We start from the raw sequence: 17,592 nt of genomic DNA on the forward strand, positions 1-17,592 counted from the left end.
AGGGAACTACCACCCCACCTGCGCTTTCTTAAACACTGAGTGGTTCAATTACTTGGGCTTCATGCTACTGGAGAACACACCATGCGCCACCTACTCCTCGCCCCTGCGCTGCTGCTCCTGCTGCCTGCCGGTGCTGCCCTGGCTGACGTCGACGCAGGCGACGTCGCAACCTCGGCCGGTGTTTCCGCCTCGCTTTACTCGACCTTCAAGGACGACAAACGGATCATCCCGGCGCGTGACGAACTTTCGGCCTACGTCGCCAGCGGTGGTGCAATCCGTGGCGCCTATGTGGAGTCGGCGCTGGAACAAGCCCGCAAGGACCACCCAGGCCTGCAGGCCAATGATGAAGAGCTGGCCCGGGCCATCCTCTCGCAGGATGACCGCATAGCCGATCATTGATTAAGGTAATCCTGCACCGGCCTCTTCGCGGGTAAACCCGCTCCCACAGGAACCGCACCGACTTCAAACCCAGTGTGGTCCCCTGTAGGAGCGGGTTTACCCGCGAAAGGGCCGGCACAGGCAAAACCTCAACCCCAGCCATCCATGCGCATCGTCGCCCTTACCAACCGCTGCTCTTCCTGCTCGATCTCACGCAAGCTGTCGCGGATCCCGTTGATATGCTCACGCGCCGCGCGCTGCGCCTGCTCGGGCAGTTGCTCCATCACGGCGTGATACAACCGCGCATGCTGGCGGTCGATCTGGCGCTTCTGTGCCGGACGGCAATACAGGTTGTTGACCGAGGCGAACACCGTGCTCAAGGTCAGGTCACTGAGCGATTGCAAGGTATGCACCAGCACCGGGTTGTGCGACGCCTCGCTGATCGCCCGGTGAAAGGCATGGTCGCGGCGGGCATGTTCACGGGCATCGATCGCTTCGGGGGCATCGTGCGCAGCCAGCATTTCTTCATAACGCCGACGAATCAGCAAACGGTCGACCTCGGTGGCCCGCAACGCCGCCAGGCGCGCCGATTCGGCCTCCAGCAACGCCCGTACTTCCAGCAGGTCGAACAGCGTGCGCGGCTGCGAGCTGAACAAGTGCATCAAAGGCGTGGCACCCGCCTGGCCCGTCAGGTCTGCAACGAACGAGCCGCGCCCCTGCTCGGTGTCGATGATGCCGCGCCCGCGCAGGATGCGCAGACCTTCTCGCAGCGCCGAGCGCGAGCAACCCAGCTTGTCCACCAGGCGTCGCTCCGACGGCAGCGCCTGGCCCACCTTCAGCACGCCTTCCACGATCAGCCGCTCGACCCGTTCGGCCACCTGGTCGGCGACCTTGGCCTTGCCTTCAGTACCCACTGCGCACCCTCCTACTGGTAGGACCACTTCGAACACCTGCCTCAATCTAGCCGGGCAAAGCTGTCAATAGCCAGTACCCGTAGCAAAAACTGGTAGGACCAGTTCACCCCGTGCTCGACCCCGGCCGCTGCCACGCGCAGGCTGCAAGGGAGAACGCTTTGCCAACAACAACAAAAACCGTTGCCGAGTGAGCCGATGAATATCCTGTACGACGAACGCGTCGATGGCGCACTGCCCGACATAGACCGGGGCACGCTGCTGCAGGCGCTGCGCGCTGCCCTGCCGGACCTCGAGATCCTGCACCGCGAGGAAGACCTCAAGCCCTATGAATGCGACGGCCTCTCGGCCTACCGCACGGTGCCGCTGCTGGTGGTGCTACCCGAGCGCCTGGAACAGGTGCAGGCGCTGCTCAGGCTCTGCCACCAGCGTGGCGTACCGGTGGTGGCACGCGGTGCCGGTACCGGCCTGTCGGGCGGCGCCCTGCCGCTGGCCAAAGGCATTCTGCTGGTGATGGCGCGCTTCAACCGCATTCTCGAAGTCAACCCGCAGGGCCGCTTCGCCCGTGTGCAGCCTGGCGTGCGCAACCTGGCCATCTCTCAGGCTGCCGCACCCCACGGCCTGTACTATGCGCCGGACCCGTCCTCGCAAATCGCCTGCTCCATCGGCGGTAATGTCGCCGAAAACGCCGGTGGCGTGCATTGCCTGAAGTACGGCCTGACCGTGCACAACCTGCTCAAGGTGGACATCCTCACCGTCGAGGGCGAGCACCTGACCCTCGGCAGCGATGCCCTGGACAGCCCGGGTTTCGACCTGCTGGCGCTGTTCACCGGTTCCGAAGGCATGCTCGGCATCGTCACCGAAGTCACCGTCAAGCTGTTGCCCAAGCCCCAGGTCGCACGGGTGCTGCTGGCCAGTTTCGACAGCGTCGAGGACGCCGGCCGGGCGGTAGCCGAAATCATCGCTGCCGGGATCATCCCCGGCGGCCTTGAGATGATGGACAACCTGGCCATTCGCGCCGCCGAAGACTTCATCCACGCCGGCTACCCGGTGGATGCCGCGGCCATCCTGCTGTGCGAGCTGGATGGCGTCGAGGCCGATGTGCACGACGACTGCGAACGGGTCGCCGCCGTGCTGGCGCAAGCCGGCGCGCGTGATGTACGGCTGGCCTGCGACGAGGCCGAGCGCGTGCGCTTCTGGGCAGGGCGCAAGAACGCCTTCCCGGCGGTGGGGCGCATTTCCCCGGACTACTACTGCATGGACGGCACCATCCCGCGCCGCGAACTACCGCGCGTGCTCAAGGGCATCAGCGAACTGTCCAGCGAATACGGTCTGCGCGTGGCCAACGTATTCCACGCTGGCGATGGCAACATGCACCCGCTGATCCTGTTCGATGCCAACCTGCCCGGCGAGCTGGAACGTGCCGAAGCCATCGGCGGCAAGATCCTCGAACTGTGTGTGGCCGTGGGCGGCAGCATCACCGGCGAGCACGGCGTGGGGCGCGAGAAGATCAACCAGATGTGCGCACAGTTCAACAGCGACGAAATCACCCTGTTCCATGCGGTCAAGGCCGCCTTCGATCCACAGGGCCTGCTCAACCCCGGCAAGAACATCCCCACCCTGCACCGCTGCGCCGAGTTCGGCGCCATGCATGTGCACCATGGGCAACTGCCCTTCCCCGAACTGGAGCGCTTCTGATGAGCATGGACCGCGACATCAGCCAGGCCCTGCTGGAGCAGGTCAACCAGGCGCTGAACCAGGCCACGCCGCTGCGTATCCAGGGCGGCAACAGCAAGGCCATGCTCGGCTGCCCGGTGGACGGCGAGGTGCTGGACACCCGCAGCCACCGGGGCATCGTCAGCTACGACCCGACCGAACTGGTGCTCACCGCCCGCGCCGGCACGCCACTGCGCGAGATCGAGGCGGCGCTACACGAAGCTGGCCAGATGCTGCCTTGCGAACCACCACACCTTGGCCCCGACGCCACCCTGGGTGGCATGGTCGCGGCCGGGCTGTCAGGCCCACGGCGGCCGTGGGCCGGGTCAGTGCGCGACTATGTGTTGGGCACGCGGGTGATCACCGGCCACGGCAAGCTGCTGCGCTTTGGTGGCGAAGTGATGAAGAACGTCGCCGGCTATGACGTGTCGCGGCTGATGGCGGGCAGCTTCGGCTGCCTCGGGTTGCTGACCGAAGTGTCGCTGAAAGTACTGCCCCGCCCACGCCAATGCCTCAGCCTGCGCCTGCCGATGGGCCGCCACCAGGCGCTGGCGGCGCTGGCCGAGTGGGGCCAGCAGCCGCTGCCGATCAGCGCGGCGTGCCATGACGGCGACGCGCTGTACCTGCGCCTGGAAGGCGGAGAAGGCTCGGTGCAGTCGGCGCGCCAACGCCTGGGCGGCGAAGCACTGGACAGCCGCTTCTGGAGCGACCTGCGCGAGCAGCGCCTGGCATTCTTTGCCGACCCCGCGCCGCTGTGGCGCCTGTCCGTGCCCAACGCCACCGGCGACCTGGACCTGCCCGGCCAGCAGCTGATCGACTGGGGTGGAGCCCAGCGCTGGCTCAAGTCCACGGCACCGGCACAGGACATCCGCCGGCAGGTGGCCAAGGTCGGTGGCCATGCCACCTGCCATGCCCCTGGCGCTGCCAGCAGCCCACCGCTGCCCGCTGCGCTAATGCGCTACCACCGTGCGCTCAAGCAGCAACTCGACCCCCAGGGGGTGTTCAACCCTGGCCGCCTGTACCCGGACCTGTGAGGCCAGACCATGCAAACCAACCTGAGTGAAACCGCCCGGCGCCTGGCCCGCGCCGACGAGGCCGAAAGCATCCTGCGCTCCTGCGTGCACTGTGGCTTCTGCACCGCCACGTGCCCCACCTACCAGCTGCTGGGCGATGAACTGGACGGCCCACGCGGGCGCATCTACCTGATCAAGCAGATGCTCGAAGGCGCGCCGATCACCGCCAGCACCCAGTTGCACCTGGATCGCTGCCTGACCTGCCGCAACTGTGAAACCACCTGTCCTTCCGGGGTGAAGTACCACGACCTGCTGGACATCGGCCGCGCCGTGGTCGAACAGCAGGTGCCGCGCCCGCTCGGCCAGCGCCTGCTGCGCCAGGGCCTGCGTGCAGTGGTGCCACGCCCGGCGCTGTTCAAGGCCCTGACCCGCGGCGGCCAGGCCCTGCGCCCGCTGCTGCCGGCCACGCTCAAGCGCAAGCTGCCGGCGCGAGTCACCGCCCCCGGCCAACGCCCCGCGCCGCACCATGCGCGTCGGGTGCTGATGCTCGAAGGCTGCGTGCAACCGGCGCTGTCGCCCAATACCAATGCTGCTGCCGCACGCCTGCTGGATCGCCTGGGCATCAGCGTGGTACCGATCCAGCAGGCCGGCTGCTGTGGCGCGGTGGACTATCACCTCAATGCCCAGGAACAAGGCTTGCAGCGGGCGCGGCGCAATATCGATGCCTGGTGGCCAGCCATCGAGGCAGGCGCCGAGGCTATCGTGCAAACCGCCAGCGGCTGCGGCGCGTTCGTGCGCGACTACGGCCACCTGCTGGAAAAGGACCCACGCTACGCCGCCAAGGCCGCACGGGTCAGCGCCCTGTCCCGCGATCTGGTGGAGGTGCTGCGCGACGAGCCGGTCGAGCAACTGGGGCTGTGCGCCGAACAGCGCCTGGCCTTCCATTGCCCGTGCACCCTGCAGCACGCGCTGAAGCTGGGCGGTGCGGTGGAGGCGTTGCTGACACGCCTGGGCTTCACCTTGACCCCGGTACCGGACGGCCACCTGTGCTGCGGCTCGGCCGGCACCTATTCGCTGACCCAGCCTGAGCTGTCGCTGCAACTGCGTGACAACCGCCTCAACGCCCTGGAAAGCGGCAAACCGCAAGTCATCGCCACCGCCAACATTGGCTGCCAGGCCCACCTCGACGGGGCCGGGCGCACACCAGTGCGACACTGGATCGAAATCGTCGAAGCAGCCTTGAACCCGGAGAACCACCATGCATAGCAAGTCCGTGATCGGCCAGGCCGAAGTCACCCGCGTGCTGACCGCCGCCCGCCAGGAAGCCCAGGCGCAACAATGGAACGTGACCATTGCCGTGGTCGACGACGGCGGCCACCCGCTGGCCCTGGAGCGCCTGGACGGCTGCGCGCCGGCCAGCGCCTATATCGCGATGGAAAAGGCCCGCACTGCCGCGCTGGGGCGCAAGGAGACGCGGGATTACGAGGAGATGGTCAATGGTGGCCGTACTGCTTTCGTCACGGCACCGCTGCTGACCAGCCTGGAAGGTGGCGTGCCGCTGCGGGTGGATGGGCAGGTGGTAGGGGCGATCGGCGTATCCGGGGTCAAGGCCGAGCAGGATGCCCAAGTGGCCAAGGCCGGGGCGGCTGCCCTCTGAATCCTGTGCCGGCCTCTTCGCGGGTGAACCCGCTCCCACAGGGCTTTCACATGGCCTGAGACCTGTGCAGTACCTGTGGGAGCGGGTTCACCCGCGAAGAGGCCGGCACAGGCAACAACTTTCCAGAAGCCTGAACATAGAGCGAACAGACAATGCCAAACCATCCACTCCAGATCGCCCCCACCCTGCAGCGCTTCATCGAAGACGAAGTGCTCCCCGGCACCGGCATCGAAGCCCACGCCTTCTGGCAAGGCTTCAGCACCCTGGTCCATGACCTCGCCCCGCAAAACCGCGCCCTGCTCGCCGAACGCGAGCGCCTGCAGACCGAACTGGACAACTGGCACCGCCAGCACCCCGGCCCGATCCGTGACATGGCCGCCTACCAGCATTTCCTGCAGGGCATCGGCTACCTCGTGGAGGCACCCGCAAGCGTGCAGGTCAGCACCCGCAACGTAGACCGCGAGATTGCCGTACAGGCCGGCCCGCAACTGGTGGTGCCGCTGAGCAACGCCCGCTACGCCCTGAATGCTGCCAACGCCCGCTGGGGCTCGCTCTACGATGCCCTGTACGGCACCGATGCCATCGCCGAAACCGGTGGCGCCGAACGTGGCCAGGGCTACAACCCGCAACGCGGCGCCAAGGTGATCGCCTATGGCCGACAGTTCCTCGATACCTCTGCCCCGCTCGACGGTGCGTCGCACAACGACGCCAAGGCCTACGCGATCAATCAGGGCATGCTGCAGGTAACCCTGGCCGATGGCCGCCAGGTCGGCCTCAGGCAGCCCGCGCAACTGCGTGGCTACCAAGGTGAGCCGAACACGCCAACAGCGATCCTGTTGCAGCACCACCAACTGCATTTCGAAATCCAGGTCGACCCGGCCAACGCGATCGGCCAGCAGGACCCGGCCGGGGTCAAGGACATCCTCCTGGAAGCCGCGCTCACCACCATCATCGACTGCGAGGACTCGGTAGCTGCCGTGGACGCCGACGACAAGGTCAACGTCTACCGCAACTGGCTGGGCCTGATGAAAGGCGACCTCAGCGAGCAGGTCAGCAAGGGCGGCAAAACCTTCAATCGCACCCTGGCCGAAGACCGCCACTACCGCGGCGCTAACGGCCAGCCACTGACCCTGCCGGGCCGCTCGCTGCTGTTTATCCGCAACGTCGGCCACCTGATGACCAACCCGGCCATCCACGACCGCGATGGCCGGGAAATCCCGGAGGGCATCCTCGATGCCGTGGTCACCAGCCTGATCGGCCTGCATGACCTCAAGCGCCGCGGCAACTCCCGCGAGGGCAGCCTGTATATCGTCAAGCCAAAGATGCACGGGCCGGCCGAAGTGGCCTTTGCCGACCAGTTGTTCAGCCGCGTCGAATCGCTGTTGGGCCTGCCTGCGCATACCCTGAAGATGGGCATCATGGACGAGGAGCGGCGTACCAGCGTCAACCTCAAGGCCTGCATCGCCAGCGCCGCGTCACGTGTGGTGTTCATCAACACCGGCTTCCTCGACCGCACCGGTGACGAGATGCACACGGCCATGGAAGCCGGCGCCATGCTGCGCAAGGGCGACATGAAGGGCAGCGCCTGGATCCAGGCCTACGAGCGCAGCAACGTACTGGTGGGGCTGGCCTGTGGCCTGCGCGGCAAGGCGCAGATCGGCAAGGGCATGTGGGCCATGCCCGACCTGATGGCGGCCATGCTCGAACAGAAAATCGCCCAGCCCAAGGCCGGAGCCAACACAGCCTGGGTGCCCTCACCCACCGCCGCAACACTGCATGCGCTGCACTACCACCAGGTAGATGTGGCGGCCGTGCAGCAAACGCTGGAACAGATTGACCTGAATGCCCAGCGCGCGGAGTTGCTGCATGACCTGCTCAGCGTCCCGGTCAGCCCCGAGCGGCCCTGGAGCGCAGCCGACATCCAGGCCGAACTGGACAACAACTGCCAAGGTATCCTCGGTTACGTGGTGCGCTGGGTCGAGCAAGGGGTCGGCTGCTCCAAGGTGCCGGATATCCATGATGTGGGCCTGATGGAAGACCGCGCGACCCTGCGGATTTCGGCGCAGCACATTGCCAACTGGCTGCACCATGGGGTGGTCGATGCCGACCAGGTCGAGGCGACCTTGCAACGCATGGCCCGCGTGGTCGACCAGCAGAATGCCGGGGACCCGGCGTACCGGCCGATGGCGGCCGGTTTCGAGGCATCGCATGCCTTCCGCGCTGCGCGTGAGCTGGTGTTCAAGGGGCGGCAGCAGCCCAGTGGCTATACCGAACCGTTGCTGCATGGCTGGCGCTTGCGCTTCAAGCAGGATGTCGGGCGCTGATGCTGACAGGGGCCGCTATGCGGCCCGATCGCCAGCAAGCCAGCGCCCACAGGACCACACAGGCTTCAGGCCTGGGGTGATACCTGTGGGAGCCGGCTTGCCGGCGATGAGGCCGGTACCGGTGTAATCAATTTTGCGAATCGACCACCAGCGGCTCGCCAATCGCATAAAAATGCCCACCCGCCACATAGTGCAAACTGCGCCACTGCGGGTCGGCATGCTCGTAGGCCCAGTGGCCATCGCGGAACACCCGGTCATCGGCCCAGGCCGCCACCACCTCGCCAATGAACAGGTCGTAAGTATTCTGGTTGTGCGGCTCGTCGATCACCCGACACATCAACCAGGCCGAACAGCCCTCCACCAACGGCGCCGCATGCCCCTCGACCCGCGCCAGCTGCACACCAATGCTGGCGAGCTTGTCAGGCTGGTCGAACAGGCTGCGGGTACCCACCTGATGGGTCAGTTGCGCCTGCGCCGCGGTTGGCACCTGAATGACGAACCAGCCACTGCCCTCCACCAACTGCCGGGTGCGGGCGCTCTTGTCGAGCACCACGGTCACCTTGGGTGGATCGAAATCCAGCGCACAGGCCCAGGCAGCTGCCATGACATTGTCCACCCCTTCGTGGCTGGCCGACACCAGCACCGTCGGGCCGTGGTTCAGCAGGCGATAGGCCTTTTTCAGGTCGACGGCTTGGAAATGGCTGTTCATGGCAATCCTCGGCAAGGCAGGTAGCGGGCGGCAGATTGTGCCGCAGGCACCGTCCTCTCGCCAGCTTGGGGGGCATCCCGGTCGCTTCAGAAATTTCCTACAAGACGCTCGGAAGCGTCCTAATTGTGGGCCCTGCCCACTGAAAACATGATCGGCACTGGATGACGCAAGGTCGCGATCCAGAGGAGTTTATGCATGCACCCGTACGCCCGCCCCACCGCCGAATTGCGCAGCACCCTGCGCGAACTGCTGGCCCATGACATGAACAACCCGGATGAAGACCCCCACCTGTCGGGGGTGATGTTCTTCTGCGCCACCGATGAACGCTCCCGCCAACTGATCGAGCGTATCGAGTTGCTGGCCAGCGAGGTGTTCTTCGACCCGAACGGGCGGATCATTTCCGAGCATATGAAAGCGGCGGCGGTGGAAGGCGTGCGCATCAAACGCAACCGCAAGGCGCCGGCGGACGAGACGGTGATACGCATTGCGCTGGCGGACAAGGGCTACATCACGGTGAGCACTGCCCGGATCTGAGTTTGCGTTGGCTTTCCGGGGGGGCTTCGCACCCCATCGCGACACAAGGCCGCTCCCACAGGTACAGCGCTGCATTCAAAGTCTGTGATGTTACTGTGGGAGCGGCCTTGTGTCGCGATGGGCCGCAAAGCGGCCCCCTGCCCTTCCCCAGCCAATCCGCTATCCTGAGCAATCCCTTGCTCCGGACCACACCATGGAACTGCACATTCGCCTGGAAGGCCGCAAAGGCCTGGCAGACCAGCTTTACCAGCAACTGCGTGCCGGCATCGACAGCGGCCATCTGGCCGCCGGCACTCAACTGCCGCCAAGCCGCCTGCTGGCAGTGCAGTTGGGCGTATCGCGCAAGACCGTTGCCGAGGCCTATTCCCGGCTGACCTACGACAATCTGCTAAGCGGCGTAGTCGGCCGTGGCACCTTCATCACCCCGCGCCAGCCGCTGCGCAACAGCGAATCAAGCGCCATTCCCCTGGCCGGTGCCGCCTCGCTCGAACGCTGGCAGCAACGCGCCACCGTGCTGAGCCAACGTCAGTTGGAGGCACCCTCGCGCTATGACTTTATCGGCGGGGCGTCGAGCAAGGCGCAGTTCCCGTTCGACCAGTGGCGCAGTTGCCTGAACTATGCCCTGCGCCGCAGCCAGCGTCACCCCGAGCGACAGTTCGCGGCCCAGGGCCTGCCAGAGCTGCGCGAGGCCATCGCCCACCATGTCGCCTACGCCCGCGGCGTGCACTGCAGCGCCGCCGACCTGCTGGTGTGCAACGGCGCCCAGCAGGCACTGGACCTGATCGCCCGGGTGCTGGTCGAGCCAGGTTGCCAGGTGGCCATGGAAGACCCCGGCTACCCGCCGGCGCGGCAACTGTTCCTGGCCCTGGGCGCACGCCTGCAATCGGTACCGGTGGACGATGAAGGCCTGTGCGTGGAGCAGATCGCCGACGGCACCCGGCTGATCTATGTGACGCCCTCGCACCAGTTCCCGCTGGGCATGCCGATGAGCGAGCCACGCCGGCACGCCCTGCTGGCACGGGCCGCCGAGCTGGGTGCACTGATCATCGAAGACGACTACGACTGCGAATTCCGCTACCACGGCCCCGCCGCGGATGCTTTGCAGCGCCTCGACCGCCATGGCCTGGTGGCCTATGTGGGGACCTTTTCCAAGACCTTGCTGCCCGAGCTGCGCCTGGGCTACGCCGTACTACCGCCCGCCGTGTTGAAGGCCGCCTGCGTGGCCAAGCACCTCAGCGACTGGCACAGCCCGACCCTGTTGCAGTGGGCACTGGCGCGGTTTCTCGGCGAAGGCCACCTGAACAAGCACATACGCCGTTGCCACGAGGTCTACAGCGCCCGCCGCGAACGCATCCTCGCGCGCCTGGGCGGTGACCTGGCGCCGTGGTTCAGCGCCATCCCCGCCAGCGCCGGTTTCCACCTCAGCGCGCTGGCCAAACCTGGGGTCGATGTAGAACTGCTGGCCAACCTCGCGCGCAAGGTGGAGGTCGGCCTGTACTCGCTGGCACCGTTCTTCAGCGAAGCGCCAGTACGCCCGGGGCTGTTGCTGGGCTTCGGCGCCATCGAGCTGCTGGACATCGACCCGGCGCTGGACCGGGTGCGCGACACCCTGCAGCGCCTCAGTTGACTGGCGCGGCCTTGCCCCCGACAACCGGGCGGGCAATGGCCGCGGCATAACCGCGTGGGTTGAAGCACGCGGTTACCAGCAGCATCGCCACCACAGTCACGGTCAGCAGCGTCCACGAGGCCTGGAAATCACCGCTCATATCGCGCAACCAGCCGGTGACGTACGGCACGATGCCGGTGATGATGAAGCCGATACCCTGCACGAACGCCGCCAGGCTGCCAGCCTCGGCAGGCGTCTTCAGGTGTTCCAGGGTCAGTGTCAGGCTCTGGCTGAAGCAGGCCCCCAGGCCGAAACCGATCATCGCCACCCACAGCCCCGAGGCCAGTGTTGGTGCCAGCAGCAGGCCGAGGAAACCCACCAGCTGGATCGCCAATGCCAGGCACAGGCCCGGGCGCCGGTCTGCCCAGCGTCGCAGCAACAGTGGCAGGCCCAGTGCACCGGCCACCTGGAAGATGGTCATCAGGCCAACCAGGTCGGCGCCGCCCTGGGCGCTGCCGCCGTGCTCGATGTGATAGGCCGGCAACCAGGCCACCATGCTGGTGTAGCCGCCGTTGATCAAGCCGAAATACAGCGCCAGCAACCAGGCCCGGCGCGTACCGAACCAGTGCCCGCCGGTGGCACCGGCCAGCTTCGGCGCCTCCTGGCGTGGCCGCAGCGCGGCCCAGGCCAGCACCGCCAGTACGGCCGGGATCGCCCACAGGCCCAGGCCGGCCTGCCAGCGGCCGAAGTAGCCACTGATATGCGGCCCGAGCACGGCAGCCAGGCCGCCGCCACTCATCAGTGCTGCCGAATACAGGCCCATCGCTCCCGCCAGGCGCCCGGGGAACCAGCGGTTGACCAGCCCCGGCATCATGCCCTGCACTACCGCCACCCCCAGGCCGGCGACCACCGCACTGGCAATCAGCGCCCAGGCGCTGTCCAGTTGCAGGCGCCACAGGCAGGCCAGAGCGATGGCAGCCAGGCCAGCGAGCATGCCGCCATGTTCGCTGATCCAGCGCCGCAACCAGGGTTGCAGCAAGGGCACCAGGCCCATGCACAGCACCGGCAACGCCGTCAGCAAGGCTGCCTGCTGGTAACCCAGGCCGGTGCTGGCGCGCATGGGTTCGAGCAACGGGCCGATACTGGTCAGGATCGGCCGCAGGTTCAGTGCCAGCAGGATGACCAGCAACAGGTTCAATGCCGCTCTCATTGTGCGTTGGCCTGTTTCCATTCAAGGTACAGACCGGCTTCGCCGCTGGGCTTCAGTGCGCGCAGCGGCAGGCTCTGCTGCTGGGGCGGGCGAGCCATCTGCGCGTATACCGCCGCGGTGGACAAACCGTAGGCTTCGCCCTCGGCGTTGTCGTAGGCAAACCAGGCCCGCTCGATGCCACACAGGTGCATGGCCGCCAGGCACATCGGGCACGGGTGGCCGCTGGCGTAGATTTCGGCGCCGTCCAGGCGCGCCTGGCCCAGGGCATGGCTGGCCTTGCGGATGGCCTGCATCTCGGCGTGGGCGGTCGGGTCCTGGGTGCTGTGGATCTCGTTGACCGCACGCGCCAGCACCTGCCCCTGGTACACGAGCACGGCGCCGAAGGGCCGGCCACCGGCCTGAATATTGGCGCGGGCCAGGTCGAGGGCTTCGCGCATGTAGCGTTCTTCGGACATGAATCGGTCCTCCTGTTGCAAGACCTGGTCATTATCCGGGCTTGGGCGGCCTGGCAGAAATGAAGAGATTGGATGCCTGTCAGTGGCCTCCCAAATGGCCGATTGGCCTCCCGCTTATGCGCGTGATTGGCTATCGGGCGGGCCAACGGGCGACGCTACAGTAGCGCCATCCCTCCCCTCACCCTTTGGAGACAGCCATGCATAACCGTATCGAATGGGCCAAGCACGCCCCCGAAGCCTACAAAGCCATGGTCGGCCTGGAGCAGGCCCTGGCCAAGAGCGGCCTGGAGAATTCCCTGCTGGAGCTGGTGCGCCTGCGGGCTTCGCAGATCAACGGCTGCGCCTATTGCGTCAACCTGCACGCCAACGATGCGCGCAAGGCCGGTGAGACCGAGGCACGCCTGCAGACCTTGTGCGTCTGGCAGGAAACCGCCTACTTCACCCCGCGCGAACGTGCCGCCCTGGCCTGGGTGGAGAGCCTGACCCGGCTGCCCGAGCACGGCGCGCCGCAGGCAGAATATGAGGCCTTGCAGCAACACTTCGAGCCGGCCGAGGTGGCCAACCTGACCTTGGCAATTGCCACCATCAATGCCTGGAACCGTTTCGGGGTCGGGTTTGCCATGGTGCCGGCCTGATCATTGATCGGAGCCTGTGCCGGCCTCTTCGCGGGCTTGCCCGCTCCCACAGGGATCTCACGGAATCTGAAAGTTGCGCCGTACCTGTGGGAGCGGGCAAGCCCGCGAAGAGGCCGGCACAGGCAACATCTCAACGTCCGGCCAATCGCGCCCGGTAGCTCCCGGGGCTCTGCCCGGTCCACTTCTTGAACGCCCGGTGAAACGCACTGGGCTCCTGGAACCCCGTCTGCTCGGCAATCTCGGCAATGCTCAACTCCCCTTCGCGCAACCGCTCGAAGGCCGTTGCCCGGCGCACCTCATCCTTGATCTGCTGGTACGAACGCCCCTCCCGCTCCAGTTGCCGACGGAAGGTACTGGCACTGACCCCCTGCTGCTGCGCCAGCGCCGCCAGCGTCGGCCACTGCCCATAGCGCCGCGCCCGCAGGTGCCGATACACCTCGGCCACCAGCCCGTTCTGGTTGCGAAAGCGAATCACCAGCCCCTGCGGCGCGCTGCGCAGGAAGGTTTTCAGGGCCGCCAGGTCCTGCACCACTGGCAGGCGCAGGTAGGCGCTGTCGAACTCCACTTCGGTGCGCCCGCTGCCCAGGCGCAGGTCCGGCCCCCACAGCAGCAGGTCGTCCTCCTGGGCCGGGCGCGACACCGCCAGCTCGGTGCGGTCGATGGCGATGCGCCGCCCGGCCAGCCAGCACAGCATGCCGATCATCAGCACCAGGTAGGTTTCCTCGGCATACACCCGGGTCAGCGGGTCGGCAATGCTCGACTGCACGCTGATCAACGCCCGCCCGCCGCGCACCGTCAGGCTGCCGCGCAAATCACGCAGGAACAGGCCGAAACCAGCCATGCACTGGCGCAAGGCTTTCTCCAGGTTCGGCTCCAGGATCAGGCCTCGGCAGATCAGGGCGAAGCTGCCCGGCGGCATGCCGTGGCTGTCGAGACGGAAGAACTCGTCGTCCAGGCGCTGGATCAGCGCCAGCCACAGCTGGGCGAAAGCCTTGGCCGGTACACGGGCCTGGGGCTGCTCGAGCAGTTGCGGGTCGATGCCCACCGCACGCAGCTGCGCATCGCGTTCGGCGGGGCAATCGCGCAGGGCATGGAGCATGGCATTGAGGAAGTACACGGCGACCGAATCGCTATCGCGCATGGCGGTTTTCGCTGTCTATGCTGAGTGGCAAAAAGTGCCAGGTTGTTTGAACAGTTCCGGCATAGGCTGCAACAGAGCCTTTGCCTAGACTCGGACCCACTCCGGGATCGCCGGCCATTCTCGCAGAGCCTGGCCCCGTCCCGCCATGCCTTCGCAATCGGAGCCCCTATGAGCAGCGCAGAAATCTACGTCGTCAGTGCCGTCCGTTCAGCCATTGGTGGCTTTGGCGGTTCCCTCAAGGACCTGCCGCTGGCCGACCTGGCCAGCGCGATCACCCGTGCCGCCATCGAGCGCTCGGGCGTGGCCGCCGAGCAAGTCGGCCACCTGGTGATGGGCACGGTGATCCCCACCGAACCGCGCGACGCCTACCTGGCCCGTGTAGCGGCAATGAACGCCGGCATCCCCAAGGAAACCCCGGCATTCAACGTCAACCGCCTGTGCGGCTCGGGCCTGCAGGCCATCGTCTCGGCGGCCCAATGCCTGCTGCTGGGCGACACCGACGTGGCCGTGGCGGCCGGCGCCGAATCCATGAGCCGTGGCCCGTACCTGCTGCCGCAGGCACGCTGGGGCGCACGCATGGGTGACCTGCAAGGCATCGACTACACCGTCGGCGTCCTGCAGGACCCGTTCGAACACTTCCATATGGGCATCACTGCCGAGAACGTTGCGGCCAAGCACGGCATTACCCGCGAAATGCAGGACGAACTGGCCCTGACCAGCCAGCGCCGCGCCGCGCGCGCCATTGCCGAAGGCCGCTTCGCCAGCCAGATCGTCCCGCTGGAACTGAAAACCCGCAAGGGCAGCGTGCAATTCAGCACCGACGAGCATGTGCGTGGCGAGGTGACCGCCGAGCAACTGGCGGGGATGAAGACGGTATTCAAAAAAGACGGCACCGTTACCGCCGGCAACGCCAGTGGCATCAACGACGGCGCTGGCGGCCTGGTACTGGCCAGTGGTGATGCGGTACGCCGCCTGGGCCTGAAGCCGCTGGCACGCCTGGTGGGCTACGCCCATGCCGGCGTCGAGCCTGAACTGATGGGCCTTGGCCCGATCCCGGCCACCCGCAAGGTGCTGGAGAAGACCGGCCTGAAGGTGCAGGACCTGGATGTGATCGAGTCCAACGAAGCTTTCGCCGCCCAGGCCTGCGCCGTGGCCCGCGAACTGGGCTTCGACCCGGAAAAGGTCAACCCCAACGGCTCGGGTATTTCCCTCGGCCACCCGGTGGGTGCCACCGGCGCGATCATCGCCACCAAAGCCATCCATGAGCTGCAACGCATCCAGGGCCGCTATGCCCTGGCCACCATGTGCATCGGCGGTGGCCAAGGCATCGCCGTGGTCTTCGAGCGCGTCTGAGGGAGCCTGACACATGAGCATTGAACAGATTGCCGTGATCGGCGCCGGCACCATGGGCAACGGCATTGCCCAGGTATGTGCGGTGGCCGGCTACCAGGTGCTGCTGGTGGACGTTTCCGACGCAGCGCTGGAGCGCGGCGTGGCCACCTTGAGCAAGAACCTCGAGCGCCAGGTCAGCAAAGGCACCCTCGACGCCGACAAGGCGGCAGCCGCCCGGACCCGCATTCGCACCAGCACCGACTACACCCAGCTGAGCGGCGCGCAGCTGGTGATCGAGGCCGCCACCGAGAACCTGCAGCTCAAGCAGCGCATCCTGCAGCAGGTGGCCGCCAACGTCGCCGCCGACTGCCTGATCGCCACCAACACCTCGTCGCTGTCGGTCACCCAGCTGGCAGCCAGCATCGAGCACCCCGAGCGTTTCATTGGCGTGCACTTCTTCAACCCGGTGCCGATGATGGCGCTGGTCGAGATCATTCGCGGCCTGCAGACCAGCGACAGCACCTACGCCCAGGCGCTGGTGGTGACCGAAAAGGTCGGCAAGACCCCGATAACCGCCGGCAACCGCCCGGGCTTCGTGGTCAACCGCATCCTGGTGCCGATGATCAACGAAGCGATCTTCGTGCGCCAGGAAGGCCTGGCCAGTGCCGAGGACATCGACACCGGCATGCGCCTGGGCTGCAACCAGCCAATCGGCCCGCTGGCCCTGGCCGACCTGATCGGCCTGGACACCCTGCTGGCGATCATGGAGGCCTTCCATGAAGGCTTCAACGACAGCAAGTACCGCCCTGCCCCGTTGCTCAAGGAAATGGTCGCGGCCGGTTGGCTGGGGCGCAAGAGCGGCCGCGGTTTCTTCACCTACTGAGGAGCGAACGCCATGCCCCCGGTCAATGCCGCGATGCGCTGTGCCAACTTTGAAGAGCGACGTGACCGGGCCATGGCGCTGTTTGCCGAAAAGGGCTTTGGCCAGGTCAGCATGCGCGAGCTGGCGGCCCACGTGGGGCTGACCGCGGGCTCGCTGTACCATCACTTCCCCAGCAAGCAGGACTTGTTGTACGACCTGATCGAGGAGTTGTACGAGGAGTTGCAGGCCACCCTGGACCAAGGGCGCCGGGCCATGGCTCGCGGGGCGTCGGCATTGAGCTGCCTGATTGCCGCGCACTGGCAGCTGCATGCCGAGCGGCCCATGCAGTTTCGCCTGGCGGAGCGGGACTTCTGTTGCCTGAACGACGACCAGCAGGCGCGTCTGGCCTTGTTGCGCAAGCGCTATGAGGCAGGGTTGCTGAGGTTGATCGCACCGCAGGCGAAGTTGCAGGGGCAGGCTCTGGTGGCCACGGCGCATGTGGTGGCGACGCTGCTGAACCAGTTGCCGGGGATGTTGAAGGCCTTGCCCGAAGAACAGGGGCTGGGGCTGATGGAAAGCATGCTGGTGGGTGGGCTGGAGCGGACCCTGCGCTAGCCTGTTCCGGCCCTTTCGCGGGTAAACTCGCTCCCACAGGAACTGTGCAGGTCTTTGGATTTGCACAGTTCCTGTGGGAGCGGGTTTACCCGCGAAAGGGCCGGTGCGGGCTAGCGCAGGAGTGCCTGGATCTGCTCGTGCAAGGTATCCAGGTCGAACGGCTTGGCCAGGATCGGTGCCTTGCGGGTGATCGGGCTGCCTGACTCGAGAATCTCCGCCGGGTAGCCGCTGATGAAGATCACCTTCAGGTCCGGCCGCAATTTCACCGCCGGCTCGGCAATCTCCACCCCGGAAATCCCGCCCGGCAAGCGGAAGTCCGTCACCATCAAGTCGAGGTGCGGCTTGCTCGCCAGGATCGCGAACGCCTGCTCGCCATCCTCGGCCACCAGCACGTGGTAGCCCTCGCCTGCCAGGTAATCACGCAGAATCATGCGAATCGCTGGTTCGTCCTCGACGACCAGCACCACATCTTGTGCATCTTCACTCATGTCAAC

General features: G+C 66.4%; 18 protein-coding genes. 12 read left to right on the plus strand and 6 right to left on the minus strand.

All coding sequences use genetic code 11. The features are described from left to right. Positions 1-81: 81 nt before the first annotated feature. Positions 82-399, plus strand: a complete 318-nt coding sequence (locus tag M2S36_RS00675; RefSeq protein WP_207837698.1) for a DUF2388 domain-containing protein — start codon at positions 82-84, stop codon at positions 397-399. A 128-nt stretch (positions 400-527) separates the two neighbouring features. Here the strand turns inward: M2S36_RS00675 and glcC are convergent, their stop codons facing one another. Continuing rightward, a complete protein-coding gene (gene glcC / locus M2S36_RS00680) occupies positions 528-1,292 on the minus strand; it encodes a transcriptional regulator GlcC (RefSeq protein WP_207837696.1) in 765 nt (254 codons plus the stop codon). Between the two features lie 195 nt (positions 1,293-1,487). On the opposite strand from glcC, the gene glcD reads away from it, so the two are divergent. The 5 genes from glcD to M2S36_RS00705 all read left to right on the plus strand — a co-directional run bounded on the left by glcD (position 1,488) and on the right by M2S36_RS00705 (position 7,999). Beyond that, complete coding sequence (glcD, locus tag M2S36_RS00685) at positions 1,488-2,987, plus strand: glycolate oxidase subunit GlcD (protein ID WP_207837694.1); 1,500 nt, start codon at positions 1,488-1,490, stop codon at positions 2,985-2,987. Further along, positions 2,987-4,039 carry a glycolate oxidase subunit GlcE gene (gene glcE, locus M2S36_RS00690; protein ID WP_207837692.1) on the plus strand — a complete coding sequence of 351 codons (1,053 nt, stop codon included), beginning with the start codon at positions 2,987-2,989 and terminating at the stop codon, positions 4,037-4,039. Before glcD ends, glcE begins: the two co-directional genes overlap by 1 nt. Positions 4,040-4,048: 9 nt before the next feature. Continuing rightward, complete coding sequence (gene glcF / locus M2S36_RS00695; RefSeq protein ID WP_333956503.1) at positions 4,049-5,284, plus strand: glycolate oxidase subunit GlcF; 1,236 nt, start codon at positions 4,049-4,051, stop codon at positions 5,282-5,284. Beyond that, the gene (locus M2S36_RS00700; protein WP_233687711.1) at positions 5,277-5,675 is read left to right on the plus strand and encodes a heme-binding protein; all 399 of its coding nucleotides are present in this window, start codon (positions 5,277-5,279) and stop codon (positions 5,673-5,675) included. Before glcF ends, M2S36_RS00700 begins: the two co-directional genes overlap by 8 nt. A gap of 152 nt (positions 5,676-5,827) precedes the next feature. After that, the gene (locus tag M2S36_RS00705) at positions 5,828-7,999 is read left to right on the plus strand and encodes a malate synthase G (RefSeq protein WP_333956504.1); all 2,172 of its coding nucleotides are present in this window, start codon (positions 5,828-5,830) and stop codon (positions 7,997-7,999) included. Between the two features lie 127 nt (positions 8,000-8,126). Here M2S36_RS00705 and M2S36_RS00710 read toward each other — a convergent pair whose 3' ends face one another. Beyond that, the gene (locus M2S36_RS00710; RefSeq protein ID WP_233687713.1) at positions 8,127-8,708 is read right to left on the minus strand and encodes a flavin reductase family protein; all 582 of its coding nucleotides are present in this window, start codon (positions 8,706-8,708) and stop codon (positions 8,127-8,129) included. Between the two features lie 195 nt (positions 8,709-8,903). Here M2S36_RS00710 and M2S36_RS00715 point away from each other — a divergent pair, with 195 nt between their 5' ends. Beyond that, complete coding sequence (locus M2S36_RS00715; protein WP_333956506.1) at positions 8,904-9,242, plus strand: hypothetical protein; 339 nt, start codon at positions 8,904-8,906, stop codon at positions 9,240-9,242. Positions 9,243-9,435: 193 nt separating this feature from the next. Then, positions 9,436-10,869, plus strand: coding sequence for a MocR-like pyridoxine biosynthesis transcription factor PdxR (gene pdxR / locus M2S36_RS00720; protein ID WP_233694337.1), 1,434 nt, complete (start codon positions 9,436-9,438; stop codon positions 10,867-10,869). Here pdxR and M2S36_RS00725 read toward each other — a convergent pair. Together M2S36_RS00725 and M2S36_RS00730 are read right to left on the minus strand one after the other, a co-directional pair. Continuing rightward, on the minus strand, positions 10,862-12,058 hold the full coding sequence (locus M2S36_RS00725; protein WP_333956509.1) for a cyanate transporter: 1,197 nt from the start codon (positions 12,056-12,058) through the stop codon (positions 10,862-10,864). The genes pdxR and M2S36_RS00725 overlap by 8 nt on opposite strands. Further along, complete coding sequence (locus tag M2S36_RS00730; protein ID WP_063914918.1) at positions 12,055-12,513, minus strand: nucleoside deaminase; 459 nt, start codon at positions 12,511-12,513, stop codon at positions 12,055-12,057. The genes M2S36_RS00725 and M2S36_RS00730 overlap by 4 nt, the downstream gene beginning before the upstream one ends. A 197-nt stretch (positions 12,514-12,710) precedes the next feature. Here M2S36_RS00730 and M2S36_RS00735 point away from each other — a divergent pair, with 197 nt between their 5' ends. Then, entirely contained in the window at positions 12,711-13,148 is a 438-nt protein-coding gene (locus M2S36_RS00735) for a carboxymuconolactone decarboxylase family protein (RefSeq protein ID WP_233687715.1), read from the plus strand. A gap of 130 nt (positions 13,149-13,278) precedes the next feature. On the opposite strand, the gene M2S36_RS00740 is transcribed toward M2S36_RS00735, so the two are convergent. Continuing rightward, positions 13,279-14,289 (minus strand): AraC family transcriptional regulator, encoded by a 1,011-nt coding sequence (locus M2S36_RS00740; protein WP_207837674.1) that lies wholly within the window; start codon positions 14,287-14,289, stop codon positions 13,279-13,281. Positions 14,290-14,457: 168 nt separating this feature from the next. On the opposite strand from M2S36_RS00740, the gene M2S36_RS00745 reads away from it, so the two are divergent. Genes M2S36_RS00745 through M2S36_RS00755 form a run of 3 tightly spaced genes read left to right on the plus strand, consistent with a single transcriptional unit; the run spans position 14,458 to position 17,098 of the window. Next, the gene (locus M2S36_RS00745; RefSeq protein WP_025338698.1) at positions 14,458-15,642 is read left to right on the plus strand and encodes an acetyl-CoA C-acyltransferase family protein; all 1,185 of its coding nucleotides are present in this window, start codon (positions 14,458-14,460) and stop codon (positions 15,640-15,642) included. Between the two features lie 13 nt (positions 15,643-15,655). Beyond that, a complete protein-coding gene (locus M2S36_RS00750; protein ID WP_063914915.1) occupies positions 15,656-16,504 on the plus strand; it encodes a 3-hydroxybutyryl-CoA dehydrogenase in 849 nt (282 codons plus the stop codon). Positions 16,505-16,516: 12 nt separating this feature from the next. After that, entirely contained in the window at positions 16,517-17,098 is a 582-nt protein-coding gene (locus M2S36_RS00755; protein ID WP_207837669.1) for a TetR/AcrR family transcriptional regulator, read from the plus strand. Between the two features lie 110 nt (positions 17,099-17,208). On the opposite strand, the gene M2S36_RS00760 is transcribed toward M2S36_RS00755, so the two are convergent. Continuing rightward, complete coding sequence (locus M2S36_RS00760; RefSeq protein WP_009686481.1) at positions 17,209-17,586, minus strand: response regulator; 378 nt, start codon at positions 17,584-17,586, stop codon at positions 17,209-17,211. Positions 17,587-17,592: the final 6 nt, after the last annotated feature.

Source organism: Pseudomonas sp. SF2, from assembly GCF_036858055.1.
GTDB lineage: Bacteria > Pseudomonadota > Gammaproteobacteria > Pseudomonadales > Pseudomonadaceae > Aquipseudomonas.

Excerpts from the sequence above, each read along its gene's own strand:
- M2S36_RS00675 (WP_207837698.1), top strand. The coding sequence starts at position 82 with ATGCGCCACCTACTCCTCGCCCCTGCGCTGCTGCTCCTGCTGCCTGCC.
- glcE (WP_207837692.1), top strand. The coding sequence starts at position 2,987 with ATGAGCATGGACCGCGACATCAGCCAGGCCCTGCTGGAGCAGGTCAAC.
- M2S36_RS00725 (WP_333956509.1), bottom strand. The coding sequence starts at position 12,058 with ATGAGAGCGGCATTGAACCTGTTGCTGGTCATCCTGCTGGCACTGAAC.
- glcD (WP_207837694.1), top strand. The coding sequence starts at position 1,488 with ATGAATATCCTGTACGACGAACGCGTCGATGGCGCACTGCCCGACATA.
- M2S36_RS00710 (WP_233687713.1), bottom strand. The coding sequence starts at position 8,708 with ATGAACAGCCATTTCCAAGCCGTCGACCTGAAAAAGGCCTATCGCCTG.
- M2S36_RS00715 (WP_333956506.1), top strand. The coding sequence starts at position 8,904 with ATGCACCCGTACGCCCGCCCCACCGCCGAATTGCGCAGCACCCTGCGC.
- M2S36_RS00730 (WP_063914918.1), bottom strand. The coding sequence starts at position 12,513 with ATGTCCGAAGAACGCTACATGCGCGAAGCCCTCGACCTGGCCCGCGCC.
- M2S36_RS00760 (WP_009686481.1), bottom strand. The coding sequence starts at position 17,586 with ATGAGTGAAGATGCACAAGATGTGGTGCTGGTCGTCGAGGACGAACCA.
- M2S36_RS00705 (WP_333956504.1), top strand. The coding sequence starts at position 5,828 with ATGCCAAACCATCCACTCCAGATCGCCCCCACCCTGCAGCGCTTCATC.
- M2S36_RS00750 (WP_063914915.1), top strand. The coding sequence starts at position 15,656 with ATGAGCATTGAACAGATTGCCGTGATCGGCGCCGGCACCATGGGCAAC.
- M2S36_RS00755 (WP_207837669.1), top strand. The coding sequence starts at position 16,517 with ATGCCCCCGGTCAATGCCGCGATGCGCTGTGCCAACTTTGAAGAGCGA.
- M2S36_RS00735 (WP_233687715.1), top strand. The coding sequence starts at position 12,711 with ATGCATAACCGTATCGAATGGGCCAAGCACGCCCCCGAAGCCTACAAA.
- M2S36_RS00740 (WP_207837674.1), bottom strand. The coding sequence starts at position 14,289 with ATGCGCGATAGCGATTCGGTCGCCGTGTACTTCCTCAATGCCATGCTC.
- glcF (WP_333956503.1), top strand. The coding sequence starts at position 4,049 with ATGCAAACCAACCTGAGTGAAACCGCCCGGCGCCTGGCCCGCGCCGAC.
- M2S36_RS00745 (WP_025338698.1), top strand. The coding sequence starts at position 14,458 with ATGAGCAGCGCAGAAATCTACGTCGTCAGTGCCGTCCGTTCAGCCATT.
- M2S36_RS00700 (WP_233687711.1), top strand. The coding sequence starts at position 5,277 with ATGCATAGCAAGTCCGTGATCGGCCAGGCCGAAGTCACCCGCGTGCTG.
- pdxR (WP_233694337.1), top strand. The coding sequence starts at position 9,436 with ATGGAACTGCACATTCGCCTGGAAGGCCGCAAAGGCCTGGCAGACCAG.